Origin of the sequence: Pseudarthrobacter sp. W1I19 (assembly GCF_030817835.1) — a bacterium.
Classification (GTDB): domain Bacteria; phylum Actinomycetota; class Actinomycetes; order Actinomycetales; family Micrococcaceae; genus Arthrobacter.
Window position 1 is genome coordinate 2,205,027 of sequence record NZ_JAUSZR010000001.1, and the last position, 24,667, is coordinate 2,229,693.

Annotated in this window: 31 protein-coding genes; 18 read left to right on the forward strand and 13 right to left on the reverse strand. The window is 64.4% G+C overall.

Annotation, left to right across the window (positions count from 1 at the left end):
• The first annotated feature begins 113 nt into the window (after positions 1-113).
• A complete protein-coding gene (locus tag QF038_RS10410; protein WP_307610071.1) occupies positions 114-470 on the forward strand; it encodes a VOC family protein in 357 nt (118 codons plus the stop codon).
• A gap of 68 nt (positions 471-538) precedes the next feature.
• Complete coding sequence (gene serB, locus QF038_RS10415; RefSeq protein WP_307610072.1) at positions 539-1,432, forward strand: phosphoserine phosphatase SerB; 894 nt, start codon at positions 539-541, stop codon at positions 1,430-1,432.
• Between the two features lie 90 nt (positions 1,433-1,522).
• On the opposite strand, the gene QF038_RS10420 is transcribed toward serB, so the two are convergent.
• A complete protein-coding gene (locus QF038_RS10420; RefSeq protein WP_307610073.1) occupies positions 1,523-2,284 on the reverse strand; it encodes an SDR family oxidoreductase in 762 nt (253 codons plus the stop codon).
• Positions 2,285-2,410: 126 nt separating this feature from the next.
• Positions 2,411-3,136, reverse strand: coding sequence for a beta-ketoacyl-ACP reductase (locus QF038_RS10425; protein WP_307610074.1), 726 nt, complete (start codon positions 3,134-3,136; stop codon positions 2,411-2,413).
• A gap of 154 nt (positions 3,137-3,290) precedes the next feature.
• Here QF038_RS10425 and QF038_RS10430 point away from each other — a divergent pair, with 154 nt between their 5' ends.
• The 5 genes from QF038_RS10430 to QF038_RS10450 all read left to right on the forward strand — a co-directional run bounded on the left by QF038_RS10430 (position 3,291) and on the right by QF038_RS10450 (position 5,878).
• Positions 3,291-3,725, forward strand: coding sequence for a DUF3099 domain-containing protein (locus QF038_RS10430; RefSeq protein ID WP_307610075.1), 435 nt, complete (start codon positions 3,291-3,293; stop codon positions 3,723-3,725).
• Positions 3,722-3,991 (forward strand): hypothetical protein, encoded by a 270-nt coding sequence (locus QF038_RS10435; protein ID WP_307610076.1) that lies wholly within the window; start codon positions 3,722-3,724, stop codon positions 3,989-3,991. Before QF038_RS10430 ends, QF038_RS10435 begins: the two co-directional genes overlap by 4 nt.
• On the forward strand, positions 3,992-4,867 hold the full coding sequence (locus QF038_RS10440; protein WP_307610077.1) for an SURF1 family protein: 876 nt from the start codon (positions 3,992-3,994) through the stop codon (positions 4,865-4,867).
• Between the two features lie 3 nt (positions 4,868-4,870).
• Complete coding sequence (locus QF038_RS10445; RefSeq protein WP_307610078.1) at positions 4,871-5,347, forward strand: YbaK/EbsC family protein; 477 nt, start codon at positions 4,871-4,873, stop codon at positions 5,345-5,347.
• A 93-nt stretch (positions 5,348-5,440) separates the two neighbouring features.
• On the forward strand, positions 5,441-5,878 hold the full coding sequence (locus tag QF038_RS10450) for a VOC family protein (RefSeq protein WP_307610079.1): 438 nt from the start codon (positions 5,441-5,443) through the stop codon (positions 5,876-5,878).
• Between the two features lie 30 nt (positions 5,879-5,908).
• On the opposite strand, the gene QF038_RS10455 is transcribed toward QF038_RS10450, so the two are convergent.
• Entirely contained in the window at positions 5,909-7,507 is a 1,599-nt protein-coding gene (locus QF038_RS10455) for an ABC-F family ATP-binding cassette domain-containing protein (RefSeq protein ID WP_091418804.1), read from the reverse strand.
• A 217-nt stretch (positions 7,508-7,724) separates the two neighbouring features.
• On the opposite strand from QF038_RS10455, the gene arfB reads away from it, so the two are divergent.
• From arfB to QF038_RS10480, 5 genes are all read left to right on the forward strand, one after another.
• A complete protein-coding gene (gene arfB / locus QF038_RS10460) occupies positions 7,725-8,147 on the forward strand; it encodes an alternative ribosome rescue aminoacyl-tRNA hydrolase ArfB (protein ID WP_307610080.1) in 423 nt (140 codons plus the stop codon).
• A gap of 24 nt (positions 8,148-8,171) precedes the next feature.
• Positions 8,172-8,378 (forward strand): DUF4166 domain-containing protein, encoded by a 207-nt coding sequence (locus tag QF038_RS10465; RefSeq protein WP_307613444.1) that lies wholly within the window; start codon positions 8,172-8,174, stop codon positions 8,376-8,378.
• Between the two features lie 52 nt (positions 8,379-8,430).
• Positions 8,431-9,495 carry a spore photoproduct lyase family protein gene (locus tag QF038_RS10470; RefSeq protein WP_307610081.1) on the forward strand — a complete coding sequence of 355 codons (1,065 nt, stop codon included), beginning with the start codon at positions 8,431-8,433 and terminating at the stop codon, positions 9,493-9,495.
• 148 nt (positions 9,496-9,643) lie between these two features.
• Positions 9,644-10,462 (forward strand): hypothetical protein, encoded by an 819-nt coding sequence (locus QF038_RS10475; protein WP_307610082.1) that lies wholly within the window; start codon positions 9,644-9,646, stop codon positions 10,460-10,462.
• Positions 10,463-10,566: 104 nt separating this feature from the next.
• Positions 10,567-10,977 (forward strand): hypothetical protein, encoded by a 411-nt coding sequence (locus QF038_RS10480; RefSeq protein ID WP_307610083.1) that lies wholly within the window; start codon positions 10,567-10,569, stop codon positions 10,975-10,977.
• A gap of 87 nt (positions 10,978-11,064) precedes the next feature.
• Here the strand turns inward: QF038_RS10480 and QF038_RS10485 are convergent, their stop codons facing one another.
• Both QF038_RS10485 and QF038_RS10490 read right to left on the reverse strand, forming a co-directional pair.
• Positions 11,065-11,403 carry a YciI family protein gene (locus QF038_RS10485; RefSeq protein ID WP_307610084.1) on the reverse strand — a complete coding sequence of 113 codons (339 nt, stop codon included), beginning with the start codon at positions 11,401-11,403 and terminating at the stop codon, positions 11,065-11,067.
• A 66-nt stretch (positions 11,404-11,469) separates the two neighbouring features.
• On the reverse strand, positions 11,470-12,006 hold the full coding sequence (locus QF038_RS10490) for a GNAT family N-acetyltransferase (RefSeq protein ID WP_307610085.1): 537 nt from the start codon (positions 12,004-12,006) through the stop codon (positions 11,470-11,472).
• Positions 12,007-12,160: 154 nt separating this feature from the next.
• Here QF038_RS10490 and QF038_RS10495 point away from each other — a divergent pair, with 154 nt between their 5' ends.
• The 4 genes from QF038_RS10495 to QF038_RS10510 all read left to right on the forward strand — a co-directional run bounded on the left by QF038_RS10495 (position 12,161) and on the right by QF038_RS10510 (position 14,786).
• Positions 12,161-12,610: an SRPBCC family protein gene (locus QF038_RS10495; protein WP_307610086.1), complete on the forward strand. Its 450-nt coding sequence runs from the start codon at positions 12,161-12,163 to the stop codon at positions 12,608-12,610.
• A gap of 157 nt (positions 12,611-12,767) precedes the next feature.
• Positions 12,768-13,424, forward strand: coding sequence for a biotin transporter BioY (locus tag QF038_RS10500; protein WP_307610087.1), 657 nt, complete (start codon positions 12,768-12,770; stop codon positions 13,422-13,424).
• A gap of 10 nt (positions 13,425-13,434) precedes the next feature.
• Positions 13,435-14,166 (forward strand): energy-coupling factor ABC transporter ATP-binding protein, encoded by a 732-nt coding sequence (locus QF038_RS10505; RefSeq protein WP_307610088.1) that lies wholly within the window; start codon positions 13,435-13,437, stop codon positions 14,164-14,166.
• On the forward strand, positions 14,163-14,786 hold the full coding sequence (locus QF038_RS10510) for an energy-coupling factor transporter transmembrane protein EcfT (protein WP_307610089.1): 624 nt from the start codon (positions 14,163-14,165) through the stop codon (positions 14,784-14,786). The genes QF038_RS10505 and QF038_RS10510 overlap by 4 nt, the downstream gene beginning before the upstream one ends.
• A gap of 17 nt (positions 14,787-14,803) precedes the next feature.
• Here the strand turns inward: QF038_RS10510 and QF038_RS10515 are convergent, their stop codons facing one another.
• Together QF038_RS10515 and QF038_RS10520 are read right to left on the reverse strand one after the other, a co-directional pair.
• On the reverse strand, positions 14,804-15,982 hold the full coding sequence (locus tag QF038_RS10515) for a thiolase family protein (protein WP_307610090.1): 1,179 nt from the start codon (positions 15,980-15,982) through the stop codon (positions 14,804-14,806).
• On the reverse strand, positions 15,972-17,378 hold the full coding sequence (locus QF038_RS10520) for a class I adenylate-forming enzyme family protein (protein WP_307610091.1): 1,407 nt from the start codon (positions 17,376-17,378) through the stop codon (positions 15,972-15,974). The genes QF038_RS10515 and QF038_RS10520 overlap by 11 nt, the downstream gene beginning before the upstream one ends.
• Positions 17,379-17,437: 59 nt before the next feature.
• Between QF038_RS10520 and QF038_RS10525 the strand changes: the two genes are divergently transcribed.
• A complete protein-coding gene (locus tag QF038_RS10525; protein WP_307610092.1) occupies positions 17,438-18,319 on the forward strand; it encodes a neutral zinc metallopeptidase in 882 nt (293 codons plus the stop codon).
• A gap of 81 nt (positions 18,320-18,400) precedes the next feature.
• Here QF038_RS10525 and QF038_RS10530 read toward each other — a convergent pair whose 3' ends face one another.
• The 6 genes from QF038_RS10530 to QF038_RS10555 all read right to left on the reverse strand — a co-directional run bounded on the left by QF038_RS10530 (position 18,401) and on the right by QF038_RS10555 (position 23,581).
• A complete protein-coding gene (locus tag QF038_RS10530; protein ID WP_091418789.1) occupies positions 18,401-18,733 on the reverse strand; it encodes a metal-sulfur cluster assembly factor in 333 nt (110 codons plus the stop codon).
• A gap of 13 nt (positions 18,734-18,746) precedes the next feature.
• Complete coding sequence (gene sufC, locus QF038_RS10535; protein WP_307610093.1) at positions 18,747-19,535, reverse strand: Fe-S cluster assembly ATPase SufC; 789 nt, start codon at positions 19,533-19,535, stop codon at positions 18,747-18,749.
• Positions 19,536-19,614: 79 nt separating this feature from the next.
• Positions 19,615-19,974: a non-heme iron oxygenase ferredoxin subunit gene (locus QF038_RS10540; protein WP_091418787.1), complete on the reverse strand. Its 360-nt coding sequence runs from the start codon at positions 19,972-19,974 to the stop codon at positions 19,615-19,617.
• Between the two features lie 24 nt (positions 19,975-19,998).
• Positions 19,999-21,282 (reverse strand): Fe-S cluster assembly protein SufD, encoded by a 1,284-nt coding sequence (gene sufD / locus QF038_RS10545; RefSeq protein WP_307610094.1) that lies wholly within the window; start codon positions 21,280-21,282, stop codon positions 19,999-20,001.
• 2 nt (positions 21,283-21,284) lie between these two features.
• Entirely contained in the window at positions 21,285-22,748 is a 1,464-nt protein-coding gene (gene sufB, locus QF038_RS10550; RefSeq protein ID WP_091418785.1) for a Fe-S cluster assembly protein SufB, read from the reverse strand.
• Positions 22,748-23,581 carry a metalloregulator ArsR/SmtB family transcription factor gene (locus QF038_RS10555; protein ID WP_307610096.1) on the reverse strand — a complete coding sequence of 278 codons (834 nt, stop codon included), beginning with the start codon at positions 23,579-23,581 and terminating at the stop codon, positions 22,748-22,750. Before QF038_RS10555 ends, sufB begins: the two co-directional genes overlap by 1 nt.
• A gap of 115 nt (positions 23,582-23,696) precedes the next feature.
• On the opposite strand from QF038_RS10555, the gene QF038_RS10560 reads away from it, so the two are divergent.
• The gene (locus QF038_RS10560) at positions 23,697-24,665 is read left to right on the forward strand and encodes an ABC transporter ATP-binding protein (RefSeq protein ID WP_307610097.1); all 969 of its coding nucleotides are present in this window, start codon (positions 23,697-23,699) and stop codon (positions 24,663-24,665) included.
• The last annotated feature ends 2 nt before the right edge of the window (positions 24,666-24,667 follow it).

Sequence of the window (24,667 nt, forward strand, 5' to 3'; positions counted from 1 at the left end):
GACACTAGGACAAAAAACATGGCGACTGATAACTGGTGTGACCAGCCCGACAACACAAATTCAGGCCGCCAAAACCGTTGGCCGATCGCGCAGCCGCACTTAGAGTGTTGGCCATGGCTATCGCACGCTTTCCCGTGGTTGTTCTCGATTGTCCTGACCCGAAAATACTCGCGGAATTTTATGCCGCCCTGCTCGACTGGAAGATCGAAGAGGGTGAGGACTGGTGGTCTGTCAAAGCCGATCACGGCGATGCCCTGAGTTTCCAGAAGGTGGACTCCTACACGCCGCCGCAATGGCCAGGCCAGGACGTGCCGCAGCAGATGCACCTCGACGTTGTGGTGGACGACCTCGACACCGCGGAAACAGAGGTGCTCAAACTTGGTGCCACCAAGCACGAATACCAGCCGGGAACAACCTTCCGGGTGTTCCTTGACCCGGCCGGCCACCCGTTCTGCCTTTGCCTGAGCTAGCGTCTTCAGCTGCCCCCAGGACGCAATGAATTCAAGGGACCGCACCCCCGCTCGCTAAGATTGCAGGCATGACTTCGAACGTGACTGCGGTCAGCTATGGCTTGAATGTGACCCCTACCGGGCTGGAGCAGCTGCGTTCCGTCCTCACCACCAGTGGCGCCAAGGTGCTCTCGGAAAACAGCCTCGGTGACGAGCGCTATCAGGTCAGCGTGGCCGGACTCGAGCTTCCCGACGCAACGGCGGCCGGCCTGGCCGGGCTGCGCCGTGCGGTGGCCGAGGCCTCGATCAGCGGATTCGATACCGCCTTGGTTCCGAACGGCCTCCGCTCAGCCGAACGCAAGCTCCTGATCATGGACGTTGATTCCACCCTGATCCAGCAGGAGGTCATCGAACTCCTCGCCGCCTACGCCGGCAAGCGCGAGGAGGTGGCCGCTGTGACCGAAGCTGCCATGCGCGGGGAACTGGACTTCACCCAAAGCCTCCACGCACGGGTGCAGGTGCTCGCCGGGCTGCCGGCCGACGTCGTCCATTCCGTCCGCGGGGAAGTGAAACTCAGCGAAGGTGCCGCCGAGCTCGTGGCCGCCTTCAGGGCTGCAGGGCACGTGGTGGCCGTGGTGTCCGGCGGATTCAACCAGATCCTGGAGCCCATTGCCGGTGAGCTGGGCCTGGACTACTGGCAGGCGAACGAACTGGAGATCGTTGACGGCGCCCTGACGGGCAAGGTGCTCGGCGCCGTAGTGGACCGCGCCGCGAAGGAAAAGTACCTGCGTGAGTGGGCGGCGGCCGAAGGTATCGCCATGGAGCACACGGTGGCCGTGGGCGACGGCGCCAATGACTTGGACATGCTCGGCGCGGCCGGGATCGGCATCGCTTTCAATGCCAAGCCAGCGGTGCGCGCCGTCGCCGATGCCGCAATCAACATGCCGTACCTGGATGCAGTCCGCCACGTGGCCGGGGTCTGATTTCTTTAGTGCTTTAACCGCGAAATGACAGTTCGCGGCAGTGTCCGGAAGGAACATTGCCGCGAACTGTCATCTCGCCTTGTGTGAAGCCTAGCTGGCGGGCTGGGCGCCCTTGCCGAAGTAGTCGGCACCGCCGGCGTATTCGGTGTGGCCGGATTCGACGTCGGCCGTGACCATGCTGGCTACTACCTCCGCGAACTCCTCAACCGAGTACAGCTTGCCGGCTTCAGCCCGCCGCGCCTCGATAGCACCGGGGGTGGAGCGGTCCAGGAGCGTCGCCGTGACGGTGCCCTCGATCATGTCGCCGGACACCACCACCAGGCTGATGCCCTTTTCGGCCAGGTCCGGGATGAGGTCGCGCAGGGCGTCCTCTCCGGCGCGCTTGCTGCGGGCCACGGGCTCGTAGGCCTCCATGGTGGGCACGGTGTTGATGAAATGGGCCTGGTGGCTGGTGACGAACACCACGCGGGAGCCTTCCTTCATCAGCGGCACAGCGGCGTTGAGCATGTTGATCTGTGCATCGCGGTTCAGCTTGAGGGCGTAGTCCTCACCCATGCCGGTCTCCATGCCGCCGGACGCGTTCAGTACCAGGATGTCCAGGGACCCGAAGTTTTCCATGGCAGCGGAGGCCAGGGCCTGCACGCCTTCCTGGGTGGTGAGGTCCGCGCCCACGGCGACGGCGCGGCCGCCGGCAGCTTCAATCCCCTGCACCACCTTGTTGGCACGCGGAGCCTTCTGGCGGTAGTTGACCACCACGGCGGCACCCTGGCCGGCGAGGTTCTTGGCTACGTCAGCGCCGATGCCGCGGGATGATCCGGTGACGATGGCGGTCTTGTTGTCGAGCAGTCCCATACGAGCTCCCTTTGTTCGAAACGTCTAAATCGCTGATGGTCTGCTGTCCATCATGCCAGTGGGTGTAAGTGATTCGCTTGTGCGACCTCCACAAAGAAGCACCCCGCACCTAGTGTGCTGAAAGGCTCAGTGGCCCATGCCCAGGCCGCCGTCAACGGGAATGACGGCGCCGGAGATGTAGGCTGCCTCGTCGCTGGAGATCCAGCGGACCACGTTGGCTACTTCGCTGGCCTCGGCAAAACGGCCGGCGGGGATGCTGGACAGGTAGTCCTTCTGGGTGGCTTCGGGGAGCTCGGCGGTCATGTCCGTGTTGATGAAGCCCGGAGCCACCACATTGGCCGTGATGCCCCGCGAGCCCAGCTCACGGGTCAGGGATCGGGCAACGCCCACCAGGCCCGCCTTGGAAGCGGAGTAGTTGATCTGCCCGGGGGCGCCGTACAGGCCGGACACGGAGGAGATCAGGACAACGCGGCCCTTGCGGAGGCGGATCATGCCCTTCGAGGCCCGCTTGATGACGCGGAAGGCGCCGGTGAGGTTGGTGTCGATGACGGACGTGAAGTCGTCTTCGCTCATGCGCAGCAGCAGGGTGTCCTTGGTGATGCCGGCGTTGGCCACCAGCACCTCCACAGGACCGTGGGCAGCTTCCACCTCTTTGAAGGCCGCGTCCACGGAGGCCTCATCGGTGACGTCGGCCTTGACGCCGAGGATTCCCTCGGGGAGCTTCGATTCGCTGCGGTAGGTCACCGCCACCTTGTCGCCATTGGCCAGGAAAGCTTCAGCGATGGCGAGCCCGATGCCGCGGTTTCCGCCGGTGATCAGGACGCTGCGGGGGGCGGTGGCTGCTTCAGTCATGTAGGGGCTCCGGATTTCTGCGGCATGATGCACCGCGGTGGAAGGGGGTGATTTTGGCTGACTTTGATCTTAGCGCGCGGCCCCGGCAAAGGTTTGGGCGCCACTGCCGATGGTGAGAGAATTGATGCAAGCCTTTGGAGCGTGATCAGCCACCGTGACCCTTGAAAACCATGCGGGACAATCCGCGGCCGGAGAACCCGGGCGGTTCTCTGGCGATTCGGAAGTCCACAGCATCACGGAAGCTGCGGGTGCGCATTCTGAGGACATGCACCAGCGCATGGTGAAGTACGCGCTGGCCATGGGCATCCGCATGGTGTGCCTGATCATGATCTTTGTGGTGGATGGCTGGTTTAAGATTGTGATGGTTGCCGGAGCGGTCTTCCTGCCGTGGATAGCCGTGGTCATCGCGAACGGCAACGACAAGGCGGAGGGGCACAGCGACCTGCTGCTGGACTCCGCGCCGCTTGCGGAAATAGAAAGCCCGCCTGCGCCGTCAGCCGACGACGGGCATGGCAGCGAGGTTCTGCAGGGCGAGCTGATCAACGACGACGACGAAACACCAACTGAGCAGGAGCGGAGGGCATCATGAGTATTTTCGACTTCGCTGCGGGAACCGATCCCGTGATGGGTGAATCTGCCGCCGTCTGCTCCCGTAAGGCATGCCGGTCCCAGGCCTCGTGGCAGCTCCTGTGGAACAACCCGAAGATCCACACCCCGGAGCGCCGCAAGACTTGGCTTGCTTGTGGAGACCACCGCGATTGGCTTGAGGATTACCTTCAAACACGTGGGCTGTGGAAGGAAACCGTGCCGCTCGAGGACGGCCGGGTATTCGGCGCCCTGGAGCAGGACAGCTGAATGTACCGGTTCCTCTTTTCCAGCAAATGGCTGGGTTATCTCCTGCTGGCCGCAATCTTCGCCTCCGCCTGTGTTTTCCTGGGCCGCTGGCAGATGGACCGGCGGGCCGAGACCCTGGCCGAGATCAACCGAGTGGTCACCAACTACTCGGCAGCGCCGGTCCCCTTTGCGGATATCCGGGAAGAGTTCAGTCAGCTGGACCCTGCCAGGGAGTGGACGCAGGTGGAGCTGAAAGGCTCATACCTTGTGGACGGGCAGCGCATCGTCCGGAACCGGCCCTTGAACGGCCAGCCCGGCTACGAAGTGGTGGTCCCGTTCCGGCTGACCAGCGGTGAAACCGTGGTCATCGACCGCGGATGGCTGCCCATCGGCAACAACAATCCAGGCAGCCCCGATTCAGTGCCGGCACCCCCTGCAGGGGACGTGACCGCCGTCGTGCGGTTGAAGCATCCTGAGCCTGAACTGCAGCGCGGCGCGCCGGAAGGGCAGCTGGCGTCCATTGACCTCGCGGCCTATTCCGCGCAGCTCGGCTATCCCCTGCTGACGGGTGCCTACGGGCAGCTCGCCTCAGAGACGCCACCCGCTGCAGAAATGCCCATGGCGTTCCCGAAGCCATCCACCGAGGAAGGCACGCACCTGTCCTACTCACTCCAGTGGTTCGCGTTCGGCGTGCTGATGTTCGTCGGCTTTGGTTATGCCGCCCGCCAGCAGGCGCGGAACGCCGCCATTGACGCCGAGGACGACGACGAGTCCCCCGAGGGTGCCCTGCACTCGGCTGCCGCGGCAGCCCGCCGTCGTCCGTCCCCGCCCCGGAAACGGAAGAAGGCGACCGCCGAAGAAGAGGAAGACGCGCTCCTGGACGCGCAGGGTTACTGACTCATGGCCGAGTACGACGGCGGGCCGGTCAGCCGAGTGCGCTGTGCATTGGTCCGCTCCGGTGTGGGCGACACTGTGCGGACCTTTCCGGCCGGAGTCCCGACAGCGGCCGCGGCGGCGGAGGCGTTGGAATGCGACCTCGCCGCAATCACGAACAGCCTGGTCTTCGACCTCAACGGGGCTCCCCTCCTGATTCTGGCAAGCGGTGCAGCACGGGTGGATACTCCACTGGTGGCAGGGCACTTGGGTGAAGGCAGAATCCGCCGCGCCTCACCTGAGTTCGTCTTGCGGCACACCGGCCAGGCGGTAGGCGGGGTGGCACCGGTGGGGCACCCGCAAAAGATCAGGACGCTCCTTGACGTGAGCCTGCAGGAGCACAAACTCCTCTGGGCCGGAGCCGGAGACCATAACTCAATGTTCAGCATCACTTACAACGAGCTGCGCAGCATCACGAACGCCCAGGAACTTCGCGTTCGCTGACGCAATAGCCTACGCGGGCACTCGTAACGGCGTGTTCAGTGAACTCCCGGACCGCCACTGGAGCTAACCGCTCCAGCTTGGTAGCTTCAACGCATGGCCATCAAACTTGAGAACGTCGGTATCGCCGTTCGCGACCTCGAAGCAGCCATCGCCTTTTTCACCGACCTCGGGCTCACGGTTGTCGGCCGCGACACGGTCAGTGGCAAGTGGACCGACATTGCCGTCGGACTGGATGGCAACCACGCCAAGATTGCGATGCTCCAGACCCCGGACGGTCATGGCCAGCTGGAGCTCTTCGAATACATCCATCCCCAGGCGATCGAATCGGAGCCAACCCGTCCGAACGACATCGGCATGCACCGCGTGGCCTTCTCGGTGGACGACATCGACGACGCCCTTGAGATAGCCGCCAGGCACGGGTGCCATCCGCTGCGGGGCGTGGCCACGTACGGCGACATCTACAAACTCACATACCTCCGGGGTCCCAGCGGCATCCTGGTGATGCTCGCGGAGAAACTCAAGAAAGACTGATGCCCGCAGCGCCACTGCGGTCGTTGGCGCCTAAGCCAGCGTGATCAGGTCCAGGTAGTCTTCGTTCCAGTGGTCCTCGACGCCGTCGGGCAGCAGGACAACGCGCTCCGGGTTGAGCGCCTCCACTGCCCCTTCATCGTGGCTGACCAGGACCACGGCGCCGCTGTAGTTCTTCAGGGCGCCCAGGATCTCGGCACGGCTGGCAGGGTCCAGGTTGTTGGTGGGCTCGTCCAGGAGCAGCACGTTGGCGCTGGAAGCGACGATGGTTGCTAGGGCGAGGCGGGTCTTCTCACCGCCGGAGAGGACGCCGGCCGGCTTGTCCACGTCGTCGCCGGAGAACAGGAACGAGCCAAGGATGCCGCGGACTTCGGCGTCCTTCATATCGGGGGCCGCCGAACGCATGTTTTCCAGGACCGTGCGGTCCACGTCGAGTGTCTCGTGTTCCTGGGCGTAGTAGCCCACCTTGAGGCCGTGCCCGGCAATGACGTCACCCGTGTCAGGTGTGTCCACGCCTGCCAGCATCCGCAGCAGAGTGGTCTTGCCGGCACCGTTGAGGCCAAGTATGACCACCTTGGAGCCGCGGTCGATGGCAAGGTCCACATCCGTGAAAATCTCAAGCGAACCGTAGGACTTGCTGAGCCCTTCGGCAGTGAGCGGGGTCTTGCCGCACGGCGAAGGATCCGGGAAGCGCAGTGCTGCCACGCGGTCCTGCTCGCGGACGGCTTCAAGACCGCTGAGGAGGCGCTCGGCACGCTTGGCCATGTTCTGTGCAGCGACTGCCTTGGTGGCCTTGGCACGCATCTTGTTGGCCTGGTCCATCAGGACCTGGGCCTTCTTTTCGGCGTTGGCGCGTTCGCGCTTGCGGGCGCGCTCGTCGGTTTCGCGCTGGGTGAGGTAGCGCTTCCAGTCCATGTTGTAGAAGTCGATCTGCGCGCGGTTGGCGTCAAGCAGGAAGACCTTATTAACGGTAGCTTCGAGCAGTTCCGTGTCGTGACTGATGACGATCAGTCCGCCCTGATGGTTTTTCAGGAAGTCCCGCAGCCAGGCGATGGAATCGGCGTCGAGGTGGTTGGTGGGCTCGTCCAGGAGCATGGTCTCGGCATCCGAGTACAGAATCCGGGCCAACTCCACACGGCGGCGCTGGCCACCGGACAGGGTCTTGAGGGGCTGGTTCAGGAGGCGGTCCGGCAGCGCGAGGTTAGAGCAGATCGCGGCGGCCTCGGCCTCGGCGGCATAACCGCCGGCCGCCAGGAACTCGGACTCAAGCCGGTCGTAGCGGTTCATGGCCTTGCGCTGGACAGCAGCGTCCTCGCTGGCCATTTCGTCATGGGCCTGGCGGAGCTTTCCGACGGCGATGTCCAGGCCGCGGACTGACAGGATTCTGTCGCGTGCCAACTGTTCCATATCCGGTGTGCGCGGGTCCTGGGGCAGGTAGCCGATCTCACCGCTGCGGGTCACCTTGCCGGCAGCGGGCAGCCCCTCCCCTGCAAGAACACGGGTAAGGGTGGTTTTACCGGCACCGTTGCGGCCCACCAGGCCGATCTTGTCTCCCTTGTCGATGCGGAAGCTCACCTGGTCCATCAGGAGCCGGGCGCCGGCACGCAGTTCAAGATCCTGGACAGTAATCACAGCAGGTAAAGCCTTTCACAGCAGGGATTAGCCGCAGCCCAAAGCATCTGTGGTGGGCGTGGGCGGCAATGGCCGACAGAACGGCCCACCCAAGTCTATCGTCCAACAGCCCTTATACCGGTACTTGGAGACTGGTTTCACGAAAGGAACACCCAGGATCCGGACGATGACCGTGGCCGCCTCGTGAAAGCGTACGGATGCATGCAACGCTGGGTGCATGCATCTGGAGGTGTTGCCCACGCTCACGATTCCGGCGTCGGAACTCGGCTGGCGGTTTTCGCGTGCGTCCGGACCAGGCGGGCAACACGTCAACACCACAGACACCCGCGTCGAGCTCTCGTGGAACGTCAGGGACTCGTCGGCGGTTTCCGAGAGCCAGCGGCTGATCCTGCTTTCGCGTCTCAGTCAACGCCTGGTCGACGGGGTGATCACGGTGACTGCGTCCGAGGAGCGCTCCCAGCTGCGCAATCGTGAGATTGCCATGGTGAAGCTTGCCAATGTTGTGGCAGGAGCCCTTGTTCCGGCTGCGCCCGAGCGCCGGGCAACCAAACCAACCCGTGGCTCGGCCCGCCGCCGCCTGTCAGCCAAGAAGCAGCGGTCAACAACGAAGCAGCAACGCAGGCGGCCAACCGCGGAATAGGCGACGACGTGGCCTGATCCACAAATACCGGTACAACTCACCGGCACCGCCGGCTTGTATGAGAACGTTGACGATTCCCGAGGGGTGTACACAATCCAGATGCAGGTGCGGAACCCGCTCCTTGGTTTCCTTTTCGGATACCGCGGCGGGTTCACCTGCACCTTTCCTGCCCTTTCCGCCGGAGGAGTCCCCAAGCACCTGAAGCCAGTGCGGGAAGAAAGCCGTGAATAGGCCGTGGGCTTAACCGGGCTGGGCGACTTCAGCGGCTTGGAAGAATGGAGGCATGGAATTCAACCGGCTGCTGCAGATCCGGCGCATCTATGCGCAGCCTGCCGCGCTGGAGCTTCCCCGGGGCAAGGAGATCGTCGAACGCTGGCCTGACGCCGAGGTAATTCCTGTTGAGAACCACTGGAACATCCCGGAGGTACATGGGGATGAAACGAACGTGCCGCGGTGGTCACGGATCAAAACTGAGGCGCTGGTCCTCGGGGTCAAGAAAGCGCTGGCCGTCAAACCTAATGGCAGGTCCGCCGACTTCATCGCGCCCTCAACCGCGAACGGCTGCGCCATGGCCTGCGCCTACTGCTACGTCCCCCGGCACAAGGGCTACAGCAACCCCGTGACGGTGTTTGCGAACATCGACCAGATTGCCCGCACCCTTGAACGGCATGCCACCCGCCAGGGCATAAAGCTCGAGCCCAACCAGTGCGACCCTGAGCTGTGGGTCTACGACATCGGTGAAAACAGCGACTGTTCCGTGGATGCGCTCATCAGCGACGATGTGCGGGATCTTGTCACGCTCTTCCGTGACCTGCCCACCGCCAAGCTGTCCTTTGCCACGAAGTACGTAAACCCGGCAATGCTGGACTGGGATCACGGCGGGCACACCAGGATCCGCTTCTCCCTCATGCCCGCTGACCTGGCAAAATCAATTGACGTCCGGACCTCCCCGGTGACCGAACGCATGGCCGCCATCAACGATTTCGTTGATGCCGGGTACGAAGTGCATGTGAACTTCTCGCCCGTTGTCATTACCGACACCTGGGTCAAGGATTGGGAGGGGCTGCTGCGCCAGCTCGACGCCACCCTGACGCCCGCTGCCAAGGTCCAGCTCGCGGCAGAGGTGATCTTCCTGACGCACAACGAGCGCCTCCATGAGGTCAACCTGGGATGGCACCCGCAGGCCGAGCAGGTGCTGTGGCGTCCGGACCTGCAGGAATCCAAGGTCTCATCCAACGGCTTCACTAATGTCCGTTACCGTTCAGGAACGAAAGCCCGTTACGTGCGGCAACTCACCGCCCTCATTGAGGAGATCGCTCCTTACTGCCGCGTCCGCTACGCCTTCTGAAACTCAGAGGTTAGCGGCGCCGTCGTGGGGGCCTCACATGCAAGTTAACTGCCTTGGCCCTGATCGCCGTCGGACTGGCCCTGGCCGGAGTAGCTCCGCCTAAAATCTTTCCCGGGCATTCCTGTACGCCGCGGTAAACTGGACCATCATGATCGGTGCCCGTACCCGTCTTCTGGCCTGGCTCATTGTCCTGGCGGGCTTTATCGCGGGCTGCACACCCACTGTTGGCCTTGACGCCGCAGCGACGGAACAGCCGACGGCGGCCGCCCCGGCGACTGCGGCGGCCACCGAAGCCGCCGCCGTCCCTCAGCAGGTCCCCACAGTTGACGCCCCGGCGCCGGTTGCCGCCCCGGTTGCTGTCCCCCAGCCGTTTGCCCTCAACCTGTACCAGGAGGGCGACTTCGTTCCGCAGTACACCTTCGACTGGTGTGTTGCAGCGAGCATCCAGATGGCGCATAACCTCGTCGACGACACGGGGGGTGGGAGCTGGAGCGACGCCGGCCAGCAGGGTGAGCTGTGGGAGATGGCCCGGGCGCATTCATCCAACTCATTCAACGGAGCCAATCCGTTCGGTTGGGCGCAGGTCCTCACCGAGGTGGGGATGGGGCCGTACTCCGTGGTCAGCATTCCCGACTACGGGGACGTCCTGCAGACCGCGGCGCGGGCGATGACCGAGACGGGCCGGCCCGTTGGGCTCGTTATGTGGAGCGGCCGCCACGCCTGGGTGATGAGTGGTTTTGAGTCGGTCGGCGATCCGGCCCAGTTCCCGGAGTTCTCGGTCACCGGCATCCGCGTCCAGGATCCGCTGTATCCATACGGCAGTGGACAGTGGGGCCCCTCCCCTGAACCCAACAGCCTGCTCACCCCGGAACAGTTGGCCACGCAGTTTGTGGTCCGCGAGCCACGCCGCTGGAGCAGCGAACTCCCAGCCGGCTACCTGCTGGTGCTGCCGCAGGCCCAGGGCTGAACTACCCCCTCCAGGATCAGGGGAAGTTCCCGTTCGGACGTGCCGTCGGGCAGCTCCTGGACACCCGATGTTCAATGCCCTGGCGCGGGTATATCCTTCAACGCATGAACGAGCATGCGGTTCCGCGCGAGGCTGGCGGTTATCTGTTTGAGTTCAGAGGAAAGCAGCCGCTGCGTGATACAGCGCGATGGGCAGCCGGTGTCTGTCTGTCCGGTGCCGGGGTGGCAATCGTGTTCATAGGGATCGCCTCCCAGTCTTTGCTTTCCGTGCCCTTGGGAATTGCGGCAGCGGTTCTCGGCGCCCTGGTGCTCCTAGTGCATGCATTCAGCGCGAACAAAGCCAGGCCCTTCGACGCTCCTGCCCATGCGGGAAAGCACCGTGTCATGAAAGCAGGCAAAGTGAGGGAGGAAGAGTCGGTGGCCACCCAGCTTGCCCTCATAGCAGACCTCTACTCGCGGGGTGCTCTTACCCGGGACGAGTTTGTGGCGGCCAAACGCCGGACACTAGATATCTGAGCCAAGGCTCCCCGCAACTCTGCAGCGGCATGTCAGCCGCTCGTCAACCACGCCCTGGGCGGTGTGCGGCCCATCACCTGAACGCAGCTAGCTTTCCGGGTCGTAACCAAATTCGCGGAGTTCCTGGGAGCAACGGCAGGCCACTGCGATCTTTCCGGCCCACTGCACAGCGTCGTCTCGCGTGGGCAGCTCAAGTACGCAGAATCCACCCTTGACCCTGGAGCCCGGATAGATCTCGGTGCTCACCGACCCGTCGGCGGAGACCAGCACCGGATCGACTTCCTCGTTGATCCCACCGCCGAATACGTAGACTCCGGCGTCCTTCGCCTCCTGGATCACCGCGTGTGAGTCAGCGGAGACGACTGGGAACTCCTCGTCAGTGAGGACCATGGCCTCACTTGGGAAGGAAATGAGGTATTTCGTCATGCCGGGATCCTGCCACGTGGAGCGCCGGCACGGCAATGGTCCGGGAGAACGGGAGTTGGTCGATGTTCAAAGGATTCGCTCATACATGCGGTGGTCCTGCCACAGGCCGGCTATTCGAAGGTAGGCATGGGCCGTGCCGTAGGCCTCGAAGCCGTTCTTCTCAAGCACCCTTTGGGAGGAGACATTGTGGACCAGAGTTGCGGCTTCGAGCCGGTGCAGACCGAGGCCGTCCCTTGCGACCTTTATGGCAGCGCCGACCGCCGCAGTCATGAGGCCTGTTCCTTGGGCCGTTTGAGCGAGCCAGTAGCCTACGTGGGCGTTTTGGAAGGCACCACGCACGATCGAACTGAGGGTCAGCAGACCGACTATGCTGCCCTTTGCAGACAGCACCATGGGAAGCGCTGTCCCCGCATCGAGCTCGGCCCGGTGTCGTTCAATCACCTCTCCCTGACCCTCCAGTGTGTAGAACTCCTCGGGCCTGATCGGCTCCCACGGAGCCAGGTAAGCCCGGTTTGCTTGAACCGCCGCTGCCAGCCCCGCGGCATCCGACACCTGGACTGGGCGCAGCACAATGCCATCAGCAAGCTCACAGGAAAAGTCCACCCGCCCACACTACCGATCAACCAGAGCTCGCCGGCGGTGCCCGACAAGATACGCCGCATCCAGGCCGTGGCATGGGCAGGCGGATGCGGCAACACCAGCCTGAAGGGCTATGGCCCACATCCCGCGTCGGCTCATGTGATGCAATACTCTGACCATGGCCGTCTTCTTCGAGTGCACAACGCGGACAAACAGGCAGCAATCCGAGTTGTTTGACCTTGCCCGAAGCATCGATGTCCACAAGAACTCAATGGCAAAGTCCCGTGAAGAAGCCGTCGCCGGCGTGACGAGCGGTCTGATCTCTTTGAATGAGGAAGTGACGTGGCGAGCTTGGCACTTTGGCATACCGTTGCAGATGACCAACCGGATTACCGAGATGCACTCACCTGATTATTTCGTGGATGAGCAGGTCAAAGGCCCGTTTCGCAGGTTCCGGCACGTTCACGAGTTCCGACAGGATTCAGAAGGAACGATGATGGTGGACCGCATTGAATTCTCGGCACCATTCGGACTCTTGGGACGACTGGTGGAGAAATTGGTGTTGGCCCAATACCTTCAGAACCTGATCGAGACGCGAAATCAGCATCTTGCGCGGATGACCCCGTAGAGGAATAGAACAAGATGGCGGTAATGCTGGCCAGTTGTGCCCAGCCATCAGCCGCCACCCCCAGCTTTAGTAGGCCCCCTACAAAATGGGAGCTATAGCACCCCGGTAACGTCGGCAGTACATTAGATTCCGCTTGTACAACCCCGACAGGACCCCCATGAGCAACACCGACACAGCCGTCACAAACACCCCTCAGGCAAGGCGCCGCTGGAACGCCACCGACCTCGGCCTGATTGCCGTCTTCGCCGCCCTCGTCGCCGGCGCCGCGCTTGTGCCCGGCCTCGCCGTCAACGGCTTCGGCGTCCCCATCACGTTCCAGACCCTCGCCGTGATGCTTACCGGTTTGGTCCTTGGCCCCGGACGGGGCTTCGCCGCCGTCGGCCTCTACACCCTCCTGGGCCTCGCGGGCCTTCCCATCTTCAGCCAGGGCCGCAGCGGCCTGGGCATCCTCGCCGGACCGTCCGCAGGCTACATCATTGCCTTCCCCATCGCCGCACTGGTGGTCGGTTGGCTCGCCACCATGGTGATCCGCCGGACCACCAGAACCCGCGCCCTGTGGCTCTTCCTGTCCGCCACGGTCACCAGCGTGGTGGTGGTGCACTCGCTCGGCGTCGCCGGAATCGCCCTGAACACCAAGGCCACCCTGGGCCAGGCCTTCCTCAGCGACCTGGTGTTTTACCCGGGCGACATCATCAAGAACATCCTCGCCGCGGTCATCGCCGTCGCCCTCCACCGCGCCTTCCCGGACATCCTGGTACGCCGCGTCCGCCGCACCACCGTCAAGACCACCACCACCCAGACCACCAAGGCCTAGGATTTTCCGCATGCCCGCAGTGACCTTTGACCAGGTAACGGTCGCCGTCGAAACTGATGACTCACCGGAGCCCAAAGTCCTCCTTGCCGCAATCGACCTCCGCCTCACGGAAGAGCGCGTCGGCGTCATCGGCGCCAACGGCTCGGGGAAATCCACCCTCCTGCGCCTGGTCAACGGCCTCGTCCAGCCAACCTCGGGCACTGTAGCGGTCGACGGCGACGATACAGTCGGTGCCGTCCGCAGGGTCCGCAGGAACGTGGGCTTCGTTTTCACCGATCCCCTGTCCCAGCTGGTGATGCCCACCGGCCGGGAGGATGTGGAACTCTCCCTCCGCCGCTCGGTGAAGAACGGCACCGAGCGGCGGAGCCAGGCCGAAGCGGCGCTGCGGCGCCTGGGCCTCCTGCACCTGGCGGACCAGAGCATCTACGAGCTTTCCGGCGGCGAACGGCAGCTGATGGCCCTCGCCGCCGTGCTGGCGGTCAGCCCCAAAGTCCTGGTACTCGACGAGCCCTCCACCCTCCTGGACCTCCGCAACCGCGAACTCCTTCGCAGGACGATGGCCGGGCTGGACCAGCAGATCATCATGTCCACCCACGACCTTGACCTCGCACTGGAGATGGACCGTGTGCTGGTCATTGAACAAGGCAAAGTCGCGTTCGACGGCGCCCCTGCCGAGGCCGTGGCCGCCTACCGCACCCTCTGCACCGACGGCCTGCACACCACAGAACCGAGTCCGCGGTGAGAGGACATGGCTTCCTCCTCGCCAACTACGTGCCCGGGAACTCCCTGGTCCACCGGACACCGCTGGCCCTGAAGTTCCTCCTGGTCTTCGCTTGCGGCCTCGCCTCGTTCATCATCCAGGACTGGCTCATCTCGACGGCGGTACTCGCTGTACTCTCCGGCCTTTTCCTGCTCACGGGTGCCGGCCTGAAACGGCTCTGGCGCGCCGTCCGCCCGCTGGCTGCGGTGTTGCTGGTAATTGGGCTCTTCCAGTGGTGGCAGCTCGGCGCACCCGCGGCGGCGCGGATCGTCCTTAACATTCTGGTCTGCGTGGTGGCGGCATCGCTGCTCACCGCAACCACCCCGGTCCAAAAGCTCCTGGACGGCGTGGTCAAGGCAGCAAGCCCCTTCAAGAGATTCGGCGCCGACCCCGAACGGTTTGCCCTGACCATCGGGATCATGCTGCGCAGCATCCCCTACATCGCGGGCACCTTCGCTGACGTCCGCGATTCCGCCCGGGCACGGGGACTCGAGCGCAACCCCCGGGCACTGATCCTGCCCGTATTCATCACGTCCGTGGCCTTCGCCCGGCAGACTGGCGAAGCACTCGCCGCCCGCGGTTTGGGCGACGCGGAGGACTAAAAAGCCGGAAGAAGCGGCTAGAAGCGCTCGTACTGCAGCAACGCCGCGGTTCCCATACCGCCGGCGATGCTGATCATGGCCAATGCAAGGCTTCCAGGCGTTCCGTTCCTGCGCGCCTGGGCGAACAGCCGCGTCACGAGGACAGCGCCCGAGGCACCGTACGCGTGCCCTAGAGCCAGCGCGCCGCCGTCGAGGTTTACCCGGCCAGGATCAATCCCCAGTTCGTCGAGGCAGGCCAGCGTCTGCGACGCGAACGCCTCATTGAACTCCACCAGATCCAGCTCGTCCGCAGTCACCCCTGCAGCCGTCAGTACGCCCCGCGCCGCAACGGCCGCACCAATGCCGAGCACCTCCGGTTCCACCCCGGCGGTGCCGGTGCCGAGCACCAGCAAACCGTCGGGCACCCCCAAGTCCCGGGCCCGCTGCAGGGAAGTAATGACGACGGCGGAGGCGGCGTCCGCATCGAAGCAGGAGTTTCCGGCGGTGACAGTTCCCCCGTCCACGAAGGCGGGCGGGAACCGCGCCATCACCGCGGGACCCAGCCCGCGGCGCGGGCCATCATCCACAGCAACGGTTCCTGCACCCTTCCCCAGCGGGACCAGTTCGTCGTCGAAGTATCCTGCCCCAGCTGCCGCGAGGGCCTTTTGGTGGCTCAGCAGCGCAAACCCATCCTGCCGGTCCCGGCTGATGCCGAACTTTTGTGCCACAGTTTCAGCGGCCACACCCATGTCCGGGTCGCCAAAGGCCTCCGGGACAAACTGCGCGCGCGGGTAGAACTCCGGCCCGCCGTCGTCCTTTCGATGCGCCCGCAGCGGTGCGGTACTGGTGCTCTCCACTCCCCCGGCCAGGTACAGGGGATTGCCGCCGGCCGCCACCAGCCCGGAAGCGAGGACGATCGCGTCCAGGCCGGAACCGCACTGGCGGTCCACCGTGAGGCCGGGCACGCTGACGGGCAGGCCGGCTTCCAGCAGGGCAAGCCGTGCCACATTTCCGCCGCCACCCACGGCATTGCCGATCACCACGTCGGTAATATCACCGGGCTGGATCCCGGGGAAAGCCGTCAACTCGCGCAGGACGGGCGCGAGGAGCTCATGGGCGCGGAGTGTCCGCAAAGCACCGTTCGTCCGGCAGACCGGAGTGCGCCGTGCCGCGATGATCACGGGCTGGCGGCCGGACGGCAAGAGCTCAGGCGCCAAGGCTGTGGATCCTGGGATCTCCCGCGCTGATCCAGTCCAGCAGCAGGTTCCGGCTGACTTTGCCACGGTCCGTGGTGGGCAATTCTGTGACTGCATAGTACTGGAGGGGCCACTTGTCGCGGGCCAGGATGGTTTCCAGCCCCGCCTTCAACTGGGTGGCGGTAACAGCTCCGGCGGACGGAACAATTGCGGCCACCACCCGCTGGCCCCGCAGGTCGTCCGGCATGCCGGCTGCCATCGCCGCAGCCACGCCGGGCACGGCCGCCAGAGCCAGTTCCACTTCATGCGGGTACACGTTCTTGCCGGCCGTAAGGATCATGTCAGCCCGGCGGCCCAGGATATGCAGTTCCCCCGCTTCCAGGTAGCCCTGGTCCCCCACCGTGAACCAGCCGCCAAAGGATCTGAGGGCCTGCCCGTCATCGCCCCACAGGTAGCCGTTGCTGACCATCCCGCTGCGCACACAGATGTTGCCCGAGGCTCCCTCCGGAAGCGTTTGGCCCGAATCGTTGAGGATCCTGACGTCCACTCCCGGGAAAGGCCGCCCAATGCCCGTCCCTCCCATAGCCGCAGTTTCCCCGGCGGGCAGGCCCGCCCCCGAGACAAAGCTCAGCTCGGAGGCGCCGTAGTACTCGAAAATGGTGGCGTTGGGCGCCCAGCGCCGGGCAGCTTCCAGGGTGCGGGCGTCGAGCTTGGATCCGGCACATATGATGGTGCGCACACCGGAGGCGTCCACGCATCCGGTCAATCCACGTTCGCTGAGCATCCTCAGCATGGTGGGCACCAGCACCAGCCGGGTGACCCGGTCGTATGTGATGGCCGCGTGGACATCGCCCACATCGAACGTTTCAAGGGTCTGGAATTCTGAACCTGCATAGAGGCATTCGGACAATGCGTACAGGTTCAGGCTCGCCGCCAGTGGGCCCGGCGCAAGCGTTACATCGTCCTGGGCCAGCCCGAAGAATTCGATGGAAGCTTCGAAGGACTCCTGCCAGGATCGCCGTGACCTCGTGAAGGCCTTGGGGACCGAGGTGGTGCCGGACGTGAGGCCAACCAGGAAGGTGGCCTCCGGCCCGCCGTCGGCCAGCTCATCCTCCGCGGACACGGCCGCCGGCCGGGCTGACGATTCAACCCGGCGGGCAATGTCCTCCTGCAGCGGGGCCGGCCAGGCGGGATCAAGGACGGCGCACTGGCGCCCGCCGGCAACCGCGGCGGCGAACCTGGCCACGAACCCGGCCGAGTTCGCCTCGCACAGTGACGTGACCGCTTTAGTGTCCGGAACCAGGGCGGCAGCGGCATCGCGGAGCCCCGCCCAGGTGAAGCGCTGACCGGCAACGACGACGGCGGTGTCGTGCGGCCGCTCTTCGGCCCAGCGCTGGATGTGGTTGAGGAAAGGCATCAGATCAACTTTACCGGCGGGCACCGGTTGAAGTCCGGACCCGCGGGTATTGTGACTTTATGAGCTTCAACGACAATGTGCAGCTGGATCCGTCACAAGTCCAGGACCGGCGCGGCGGTGGCCGTGGGGTGTTGGTTGGCGGTGGCATTGGCGGCGGGCTCCTCCTGCTCATCGCCACGCTCCTGGGCGTAAATCCCCAGTTGCTCGAGGGCCTGACCGGCGCGGGGCAGGAGCCACAAAGCCAAGGTACGGCTCCTGCATGCGAAACCGGGGCCGACGCCGACGCCCGGGTGGACTGCCGTATCACGGGAACAGTGAACAGCCTGAACGCGTTCTGGCCCGGCTACCTGCAGCAGTACAACGTGCAATACCCGCGGCCTGAGGCCGTGATCTTTACCGGGGGCACCAACACCGGTTGCGGTGCTGCCACCTCCGAGGTGGGCCCTTTCTACTGCCCCACTGACACCACCGCCTACTTCGATCCCGGCTTTTTCCAGGAACTGGTGGACCGGTTTGGTTCCTCCGGTGGCCCGCTCGCGCAGGAGTATGTTGTGGCCCACGAATTCGGGCACCACATCCAAAACGTCCTCGGCAACCTGGACCGCGCCCAGCAGGATCCGCAGGGACCGGAATCCGGCGCTGTCCGCACCGAGCTGCAGGCTGACTGCTACGCGGGGCTCTGGGCCAAATACGCGTCAACCACCCCGAATCCGAACACTGGCCAGCCCTACCTTGAACCGCTGACCCAGCAGGACATCAACGACGCCCTCTCGGCCGCTTCAGCCGTTGGCGATGACCGGATCCAGCAGGCGGCCACGGGTCGTGTTTCCCCCGAAGGCTGGACGCACGGGTCCAGTGAACAGCGGCAGCGGTGGTTTGCCCAGGGCTACCAAACGGGCGACATCAACCAGTGCGACACCTTCTCGGCTCCCCGACTCTAAGTGCTTCCCCGGGTGGGGAGAACACGACGACGGCGGGTTCACCTTTCCTGGGAAAGGTGACCCGCCGTCGTCGTACTTTATTTAGATGTTGAAGCCGAGGGCCCGCATCTGGTCCTTGCCGTCGTCGGTGATCCGCTCCGGACCCCATGGCGGCATCCAGACCCAGTTCAGGCGCCAGTCGTCAACCACGCCGTCCAGGGCCTTGCCCACCTGCTCCTCGAGGACATCGGTGAGCGGGCATGCGGCCGTGGTCAGGGTCATGTCGATCAGCAGCGCGCCGTCGTCATCGGAATACTTCAGCCCGTACAGCAGGCCGAGGTCCACCACGTTCACGCCGAGCTCAGGATCGATCACATCCTTGAGCGCTTCTTCAACGTCCTCCAGGCTGGTGCGGGACGCGTTGATTTCGGTCATGGCGAAGTCCTAACTAGGCCTGTGCAGCGACAGGTGCGGCGGCAGCGCCGGCACCCTTGGCGTAGCGGTCGTAACCTTCTTCTTCCAGGCGGTCGGCGAGCTCGGGGCCGCCTTCCTCAACAACCTGGCCGTCCACGAACACGTGCACGAAGTCAGGCTTGATGTAGCGCAGGATGCGCGTGTAGTGCGTGATGAGCAGCGTGCCCATGTTGCCATCGGCGTGGGCGCGGTTGACGCCCTCGGAGACAACCTTCAGCGCGTCGACGTCCAGGCCGGAGTCGGTCTCGTCCAGGACGGCGAACTTGGGCTTGAAGAGTTCGAGCTGAAGGATCTCCACACGCTTCTTTTCGCCGCCGGAGAAGCCTTCGTTGACGTTGCGCTGGGCGAAGTCAGCGTCGATGCGCAGCTGCTCCATGGCTGCCTTGACGTCCTTGGTCCAGGTGCGCAGCTTGGGGGCTTCGCCGTCGATGGCCGTCTTGGCGGTGCGCAGGAAGTTGGTCATGCTCACCCCGGGAACCTCCACCGGGTACTGCATGGCCAGGAAGACGCCGGCGCGGGCGCGCTCGTCGACGCTCATTTCCAGTACGTCTTCGCCGTCCAGCGTGATGGAGCCGCTGGTGACGTTGTAGCGCGGGTGGCCTGCGATGGTGGAGGCCAGCGTGGACTTGCCGGAACCGTTGGGGCCCATGATGGCGTGGGTCTCGCCGGTCCGGATGGTCAGGCTGACGCCCTTCAGGATTTCCTTGGTGCCCTGTTCCGTCTCAATGCTGACGTGCAGGTCCTTGATCTCAAGAGTAGACATGTGTCTTGTTCTCCTCTGCACCGTGCCTGGCGGCGGCGGTGCGGTCTCTGTCTGGAAGTTGGTTCGTAATTCTGTGGAGCTAGCTGAAGTTGGGGGCTTCGGCGCCGTTGAGGACGCTGGTGAAGTCCACGTAGACCTCATCGCCCCGGATCTCGACGGCGAAGACGGGCACGGGATCATAGGCCGGCAGCTGCAGCGGTTCGCCGGTGCGCAGATCGAACTGGGAACCGTGGCCCCAGCACTCGATGGCGCAGCCCTCCACTTCGCCTTCGGACAGTGAGATGTCCGCGTGCGAGCAGGTGTCGCCGATGGCATGGATCTCCCCCATGGAGTCCTTGACGATGGCCACAGGGTAGTCGTCGATCAGGATCCGCAGCGCCTGCTTCAGCTGGATTTCATCCACCTTGCAGACAAGCTCGCCCTTTGGCTGGTCAGTCATTTGTAAACCCGTGCTCCGTGCCTTCTAGTTGTCCGTCAGTGCGAGTTCGTGTTCAACAGCGTCGGTCAGCCGCTCCTCGATGGAGGGGACCTTGATCTGCTGGATGATCTCATTGAGGAAGCCGCGGACCACCAGACGGCGGGCAACATCCTCGGGGATGCCGCGGGCCATCAGGTAGAACAGGTGCTCGTCATCCATGCGGCCGGTGGCGCTGGCGTGGCCTGCACCCTCGATCAGGCCGGTCTCGATTTCGAGGTTGGGCACGGAGTCGGCGCGGGCGCCGTCAGTGAGCAGCAGGTTGCGGTTGGCCTCGTAGGTGTCGGTGCCTTCAGCTTCCTTGCGGATGAGGACGTCGCCCACCCAGACCGCGTGGGCGTTGCGGCCCTGCAGTGCGCCCTTGTAGAGCACGTTGGACTTGCAGTTGGCCACTGCGTGGTCCACGAAGAGGCGCTGCTCCAGGTGCTGGCCGGCGTCGGCGAAGTACAGGCCGAACATTTCGGCCTCGCCGCCGGGGGCGGTGAAGCGGGCCGACGGCGTGACGCGGACCAGGTCGCCGCCCAGGCTCACCATAACGTGCTTGAGCTTGGCGTCGCGGCCGATCTTTGCCTGCTGCGAGGAGGCGTGGACGGCGTCGTCGTTCCATTCCTGGAGCGTGATAACCGTCAGGTTGGCGCCGTCTTCGACGATGATCTCCACGTTCTCCGAAACTACGGCGGAGCCCTTATGGTTCAGGACCACAACTGCCTTGGAGAACTTTTCGGCGACGATCACCAGGTGCTGGGCGGCGGCCTCCAGGGAGGTGCCTTCGATGTCGACGCTGATCTCCGTCGTCGCCTCGAACTCGGACGGGATGGTCACCACGGTTGCCCCGGCGAAGTTCTCCCAGGCGTTGGCGGACACGCGGTCCTCGGGGATGCCGGCGGTACCGATGCGATTGTCATCGCGGCCGACGCTCTCAACAGTGACCTGCTCGGGACCGTTGACCACCACGGTGGGTGCCGCGCCGGACAGGACCTCGGAGTGCAGCCCGCGGAGGCGCTTGAGCGGGGTGAAGCGCCAGTCTTCCTCCATGCCGGTGAGCGGCTTGAAGTCGGCCAGCTTGTAGGACGTGAGGCGTCCGGCGCGGGAGCTGTCCGGGATGCCGACGCCGCCGCCATGGGAGTGGCTCTTGGCAGAATCCCCGGCAAGCGGTGCCTTGGTGCCCGCGTTGATGGGTGAGAGGCTCTCGCCTTCTTCGGTGAAGCCGTTGATGAACGGCTGGGCTGAGGGCGCGCCGATACGTGCCTTTTCAGTAGTGATTTCAGTCATCGTTATCCGACGGACCCTTCCATCTGCAGTTCAATCAGGCGGTTCAGCTCAAGTGCGTACTCCATGGGGAGCTCGCGGGCAATCGGCTCGATGAAGCCGCGGACGATCATCGCCATGGCTTCGTCTTCGCGCATGCCGCGGGACATCAGGTAGAAGAGCTGTTCTTCGCTGACCCGGGAAACAGTTGCTTCGTGGCCCATCACAACGTCGTCCTCGCGGATGTCGATGTAGGGGTAGGTGTCCGAACGGCTGATGGTGTCCACCAGCAGCGCGTCACAACGGACCGTGTTGGCGGAGTGCTTGGCGCCTTCACGAACCTGGACCAGGCCGCGGTAGGCTGCACGGCCGCCGCCGCGGGCCACCGACTTGGAAATGATGGAGCTCTTGGTGTTCGGCGCGATGTGGACCATCTTGGAGCCGGTGTCCTGGTGCTGGCCTTCGCCGGCGAACGCGATGGACAGGGTCTCGCCCTTGGCGTGCTCACCCACCAGGTACACGGCCGGGTACTTCATGGTGACCTTGGAACCGATGTTGCCATCGACCCATTCCATGGTGGCGCCCTCTTCGCAGATGGCACGCTTGGTCACCAGGTTGTACACGTTGTTGGACCAGTTCTGGATGGTGGTGTAGCGGACGCGGGCGCCCTTCTTCACGATGATTTCCACCACGGCGGAGTGCAGCGAGTCCGAGGTGTAGATGGGCGCGGTGCAGCCTTCGATGTAGTGGACGTAGGAGTCCTCGTCGGCGATGATGAGCGTGCGCTCGAACTGGCCCATGTTTTCCGTGTTGATGCGGAAGTATGCCTGCAGCGGGATATCCACGTGGACACCCTTGGGCACGTACACGAACGATCCGCCGGACCACACGGCCGTGTTCAGCGAGGCAAACTTGTTGTCGCCTACCGGAATGATGGTGCCGAAGTACTCCTGGAAGATCTCCGGGTGTTCCTTCAGGGCGGTGTCGGTGTCCAGGAAGATGACACCCTGCCTCTCAAGGTCCTCACGCAGCTGGTGGTAGACGACCTCTGACTCGTACTGGGCGGCGACACCGGAAACCAGTCGCTGCTTTTCGGCTTCGGGGATGCCCAGCTTGTCGTAGGTGTTCTTGATGTCCTCGGGGAGGTCTTCCCAGGTGGCTGCCTGCTTCTCGGTGGAGCGGACAAAGTACTTGATGTTGTCGAAGTCGATGCCGGACAGGTCCGCGCCCCAGGTGGGCATGGGCTTGCGGTCGAAGTACTTCAGGCCCTTGAGGCGCAGGTCGAGCATCCATTCCGGTTCGCTCTTCTTCGCCGAAATGTCCCGGACTACCTCTTCGTTGAGCCCACGGCGTGCGTTGGCGCCGGCGTCGTTCTTGTCGGCCCATCCGTACTCGTAGGTGCCGATGCCGTGGAGCTCGGGATTCTTTTCCAGAATCTCCGAGATCACAGTGTTTTCGGCTACCGCTTTCTCTGATAGTTGGTCCGTCATCACGGCCTTTCTTGCTGCTGGTTGGTTACTTCATTCAGGCTGGCGGGGGCTGCCGGGAGCTTTGTGGGCGCCTGGGCAGACAGCCGGCCTGTAGGAATATGGGTGGTGCAGACGTGCCCGCCGCGCGCCAGGGTGGAAAGCCGGCGCACGTCCACGCCAACGAGCCTCGAGAACACTTCGGTCTCCACATCGCAGAAAACGGGGAACCGGGCGGCGAGCTGCTGGATGGGGCAGTGGCCCTGGCACAGCTGGACGCTGGAGAGGGCCGCCGGGAGCGGGGCCTTGGCCTCGATGGAGGCTGCGGATGCGACGAAATTATCACGGCTCAGTGCCTCGGCCAGCGCCCTGGCACGGTCGGTGACGTCCGGACCGGCCTTTTCGATTTCCGGCGCGTAGCGGCGCTCCATCTCCGAGAAGCGTTCGACGGCGAAGGCGCGCACGGCGTCCGGGCCCGCCATTTTCTGGAGCTGCTGGAGGGCCAAAGCGGCGATATCAAGGTAGTCGTTGCCGAGGCTGGACTGGCCCTGGGAGCTGAGGACGTAGCGGCGTGCGGGACGGCCAGCGCCCGCACCTGACCGGGCCACGCGCTTGACTTCGATCACACCGGCCCGTGACAAATGGTCCAGGTGGCGCCGTACGGCCGCGGGCGTGAAACCAAGCAGGTCCCCGAGCTCGGCGGCGCTGACAGGTCCGTGCTCCAGGACGGCGGACAGGACCCGGTCCCTGGTGCGCTCATCGGCGTCAGCCAGCGGACCGGCGGCCGGACGGCCGCGGTCTGCGGGAGCCTCGGAGGCTCCCTGCCCGGCAAAGGGCACAGCAGTAGCGTTGCTCATGGAATACACAACACAATGTTGTCCTAATTTAGTCCCGCATTCCAGTAAGGACAGGCTGACCTGCCCGGGGCACCGTACAGCCCGCGGAAAATACTACATCCCGTAGAATACTGGGGTGCGATCCCCCCAGTCCCCGGTTCTGTCCATCAGCGGGCTCATTAAGGATGTTGGCCCGCTTGCCAGCCTGGACGGAAAAATGCTCCGGGTGGTGAGCGGCGTCTCCCTTGTGGCCGAGCGTGGCCAGGTGACAGCACTGCTTGGCGCCAACGGCGCCGGAAAAACCACTACACTCGAGTGCGCCCAAGGCCTCCAAAAGCGCAGCGGCGGCACCATCTCGCTCCTGGGCCAGGACCCTGCCTCGGCCGGGGCGGACCTTCGCTCCCGCGTAGGTGTGATGCTCCAGGACGGCGGGCTGCCGCCGTCGTCCAGGCCCGTTCCGCTGCTGCGGCACATCGCGGGACTCTACGAAACACCGTGGCCTGTGGACGACCTAATCCAGCGCCTGGGCATTGATACCTTCAGCCGCACCACCGTCCGCCGCCTGTCCGGGGGGCAGAAGCAGCGCCTCGCGCTGGCCGCCGCGCTGATCGGCAGGCCGGAAGTACTGTTCCTTGACGAGCCCAGCGCCGGCCTGGACCCGCAGTCCCGCCAGTTGGTGTTTGACCTCATCACAGAACTCCGGGACGCCGGGATGGGGATCATCCTCACTACGCACCTTATGGACGACGCCCAGCGCCTGGCTGACTTTGTTTACATCATCGACGGCGGCCGGAACGTCGCCGAGGGCACCGTGCAGGAACTGCTCCGGCGCAATCCCGGAGTGGAGGCCGGCGCGGAACACATCCGCACCCTGGAGTTCGAGGCAGCTCCGGGTTTGGATTTCGACGGCGTCCTCCCGGCTGGCATTGCCGTGTCCGAGGCCCGTGCAGGAAGTTACTCCGTCACAGGGAGCCTTACCCCGGCCCACCTGGCAGCCCTGGCCCGGTGGTGGGAAGCGCATAACATCATGCCCGCTTCGATGAGCCTGCAGGCGCGTAGCCTTGAAGACGTCTTTCTGGATATCTCGGGAAAGGACATCCGATGAAC

Coding starts and splice junctions, on each gene's coding strand:
- QF038_RS10450 (WP_307610079.1), top strand. CDS start 5,441: ATGGCCATCAAACTTGAGAACGTCGGTATCGCCGTTCGCGACCTCGAA.
- serB (WP_307610072.1), top strand. CDS start 539: ATGACTTCGAACGTGACTGCGGTCAGCTATGGCTTGAATGTGACCCCT.
- sufC (WP_307610093.1), bottom strand. CDS start 19,535: ATGTCTACTCTTGAGATCAAGGACCTGCACGTCAGCATTGAGACGGAA.
- QF038_RS10470 (WP_307610081.1), top strand. CDS start 8,431: ATGGAATTCAACCGGCTGCTGCAGATCCGGCGCATCTATGCGCAGCCT.
- QF038_RS10475 (WP_307610082.1), top strand. CDS start 9,644: ATGATCGGTGCCCGTACCCGTCTTCTGGCCTGGCTCATTGTCCTGGCG.
- arfB (WP_307610080.1), top strand. CDS start 7,725: ATGCATCTGGAGGTGTTGCCCACGCTCACGATTCCGGCGTCGGAACTC.
- QF038_RS10525 (WP_307610092.1), top strand. CDS start 17,438: ATGAGCTTCAACGACAATGTGCAGCTGGATCCGTCACAAGTCCAGGAC.
- QF038_RS10505 (WP_307610088.1), top strand. CDS start 13,435: ATGCCCGCAGTGACCTTTGACCAGGTAACGGTCGCCGTCGAAACTGAT.
- sufB (WP_091418785.1), bottom strand. CDS start 22,748: ATGACGGACCAACTATCAGAGAAAGCGGTAGCCGAAAACACTGTGATC.
- QF038_RS10530 (WP_091418789.1), bottom strand. CDS start 18,733: ATGACCGAAATCAACGCGTCCCGCACCAGCCTGGAGGACGTTGAAGAA.
- QF038_RS10440 (WP_307610077.1), top strand. CDS start 3,992: ATGTACCGGTTCCTCTTTTCCAGCAAATGGCTGGGTTATCTCCTGCTG.
- QF038_RS10500 (WP_307610087.1), top strand. CDS start 12,768: ATGAGCAACACCGACACAGCCGTCACAAACACCCCTCAGGCAAGGCGC.
- sufD (WP_307610094.1), bottom strand. CDS start 21,282: ATGACTGAAATCACTACTGAAAAGGCACGTATCGGCGCGCCCTCAGCC.
- QF038_RS10540 (WP_091418787.1), bottom strand. CDS start 19,974: ATGACTGACCAGCCAAAGGGCGAGCTTGTCTGCAAGGTGGATGAAATC.
- QF038_RS10435 (WP_307610076.1), top strand. CDS start 3,722: ATGAGTATTTTCGACTTCGCTGCGGGAACCGATCCCGTGATGGGTGAA.
- QF038_RS10420 (WP_307610073.1), bottom strand. CDS start 2,284: ATGGGACTGCTCGACAACAAGACCGCCATCGTCACCGGATCATCCCGC.
- QF038_RS10520 (WP_307610091.1), bottom strand. CDS start 17,378: ATGCCTTTCCTCAACCACATCCAGCGCTGGGCCGAAGAGCGGCCGCAC.
- QF038_RS10495 (WP_307610086.1), top strand. CDS start 12,161: ATGGCCGTCTTCTTCGAGTGCACAACGCGGACAAACAGGCAGCAATCC.
- QF038_RS10480 (WP_307610083.1), top strand. CDS start 10,567: ATGAACGAGCATGCGGTTCCGCGCGAGGCTGGCGGTTATCTGTTTGAG.
- QF038_RS10425 (WP_307610074.1), bottom strand. CDS start 3,136: ATGACTGAAGCAGCCACCGCCCCCCGCAGCGTCCTGATCACCGGCGGA.
- QF038_RS10410 (WP_307610071.1), top strand. CDS start 114: ATGGCTATCGCACGCTTTCCCGTGGTTGTTCTCGATTGTCCTGACCCG.
- QF038_RS10555 (WP_307610096.1), bottom strand. CDS start 23,581: ATGAGCAACGCTACTGCTGTGCCCTTTGCCGGGCAGGGAGCCTCCGAG.
- QF038_RS10485 (WP_307610084.1), bottom strand. CDS start 11,403: ATGACGAAATACCTCATTTCCTTCCCAAGTGAGGCCATGGTCCTCACT.
- QF038_RS10445 (WP_307610078.1), top strand. CDS start 4,871: ATGGCCGAGTACGACGGCGGGCCGGTCAGCCGAGTGCGCTGTGCATTG.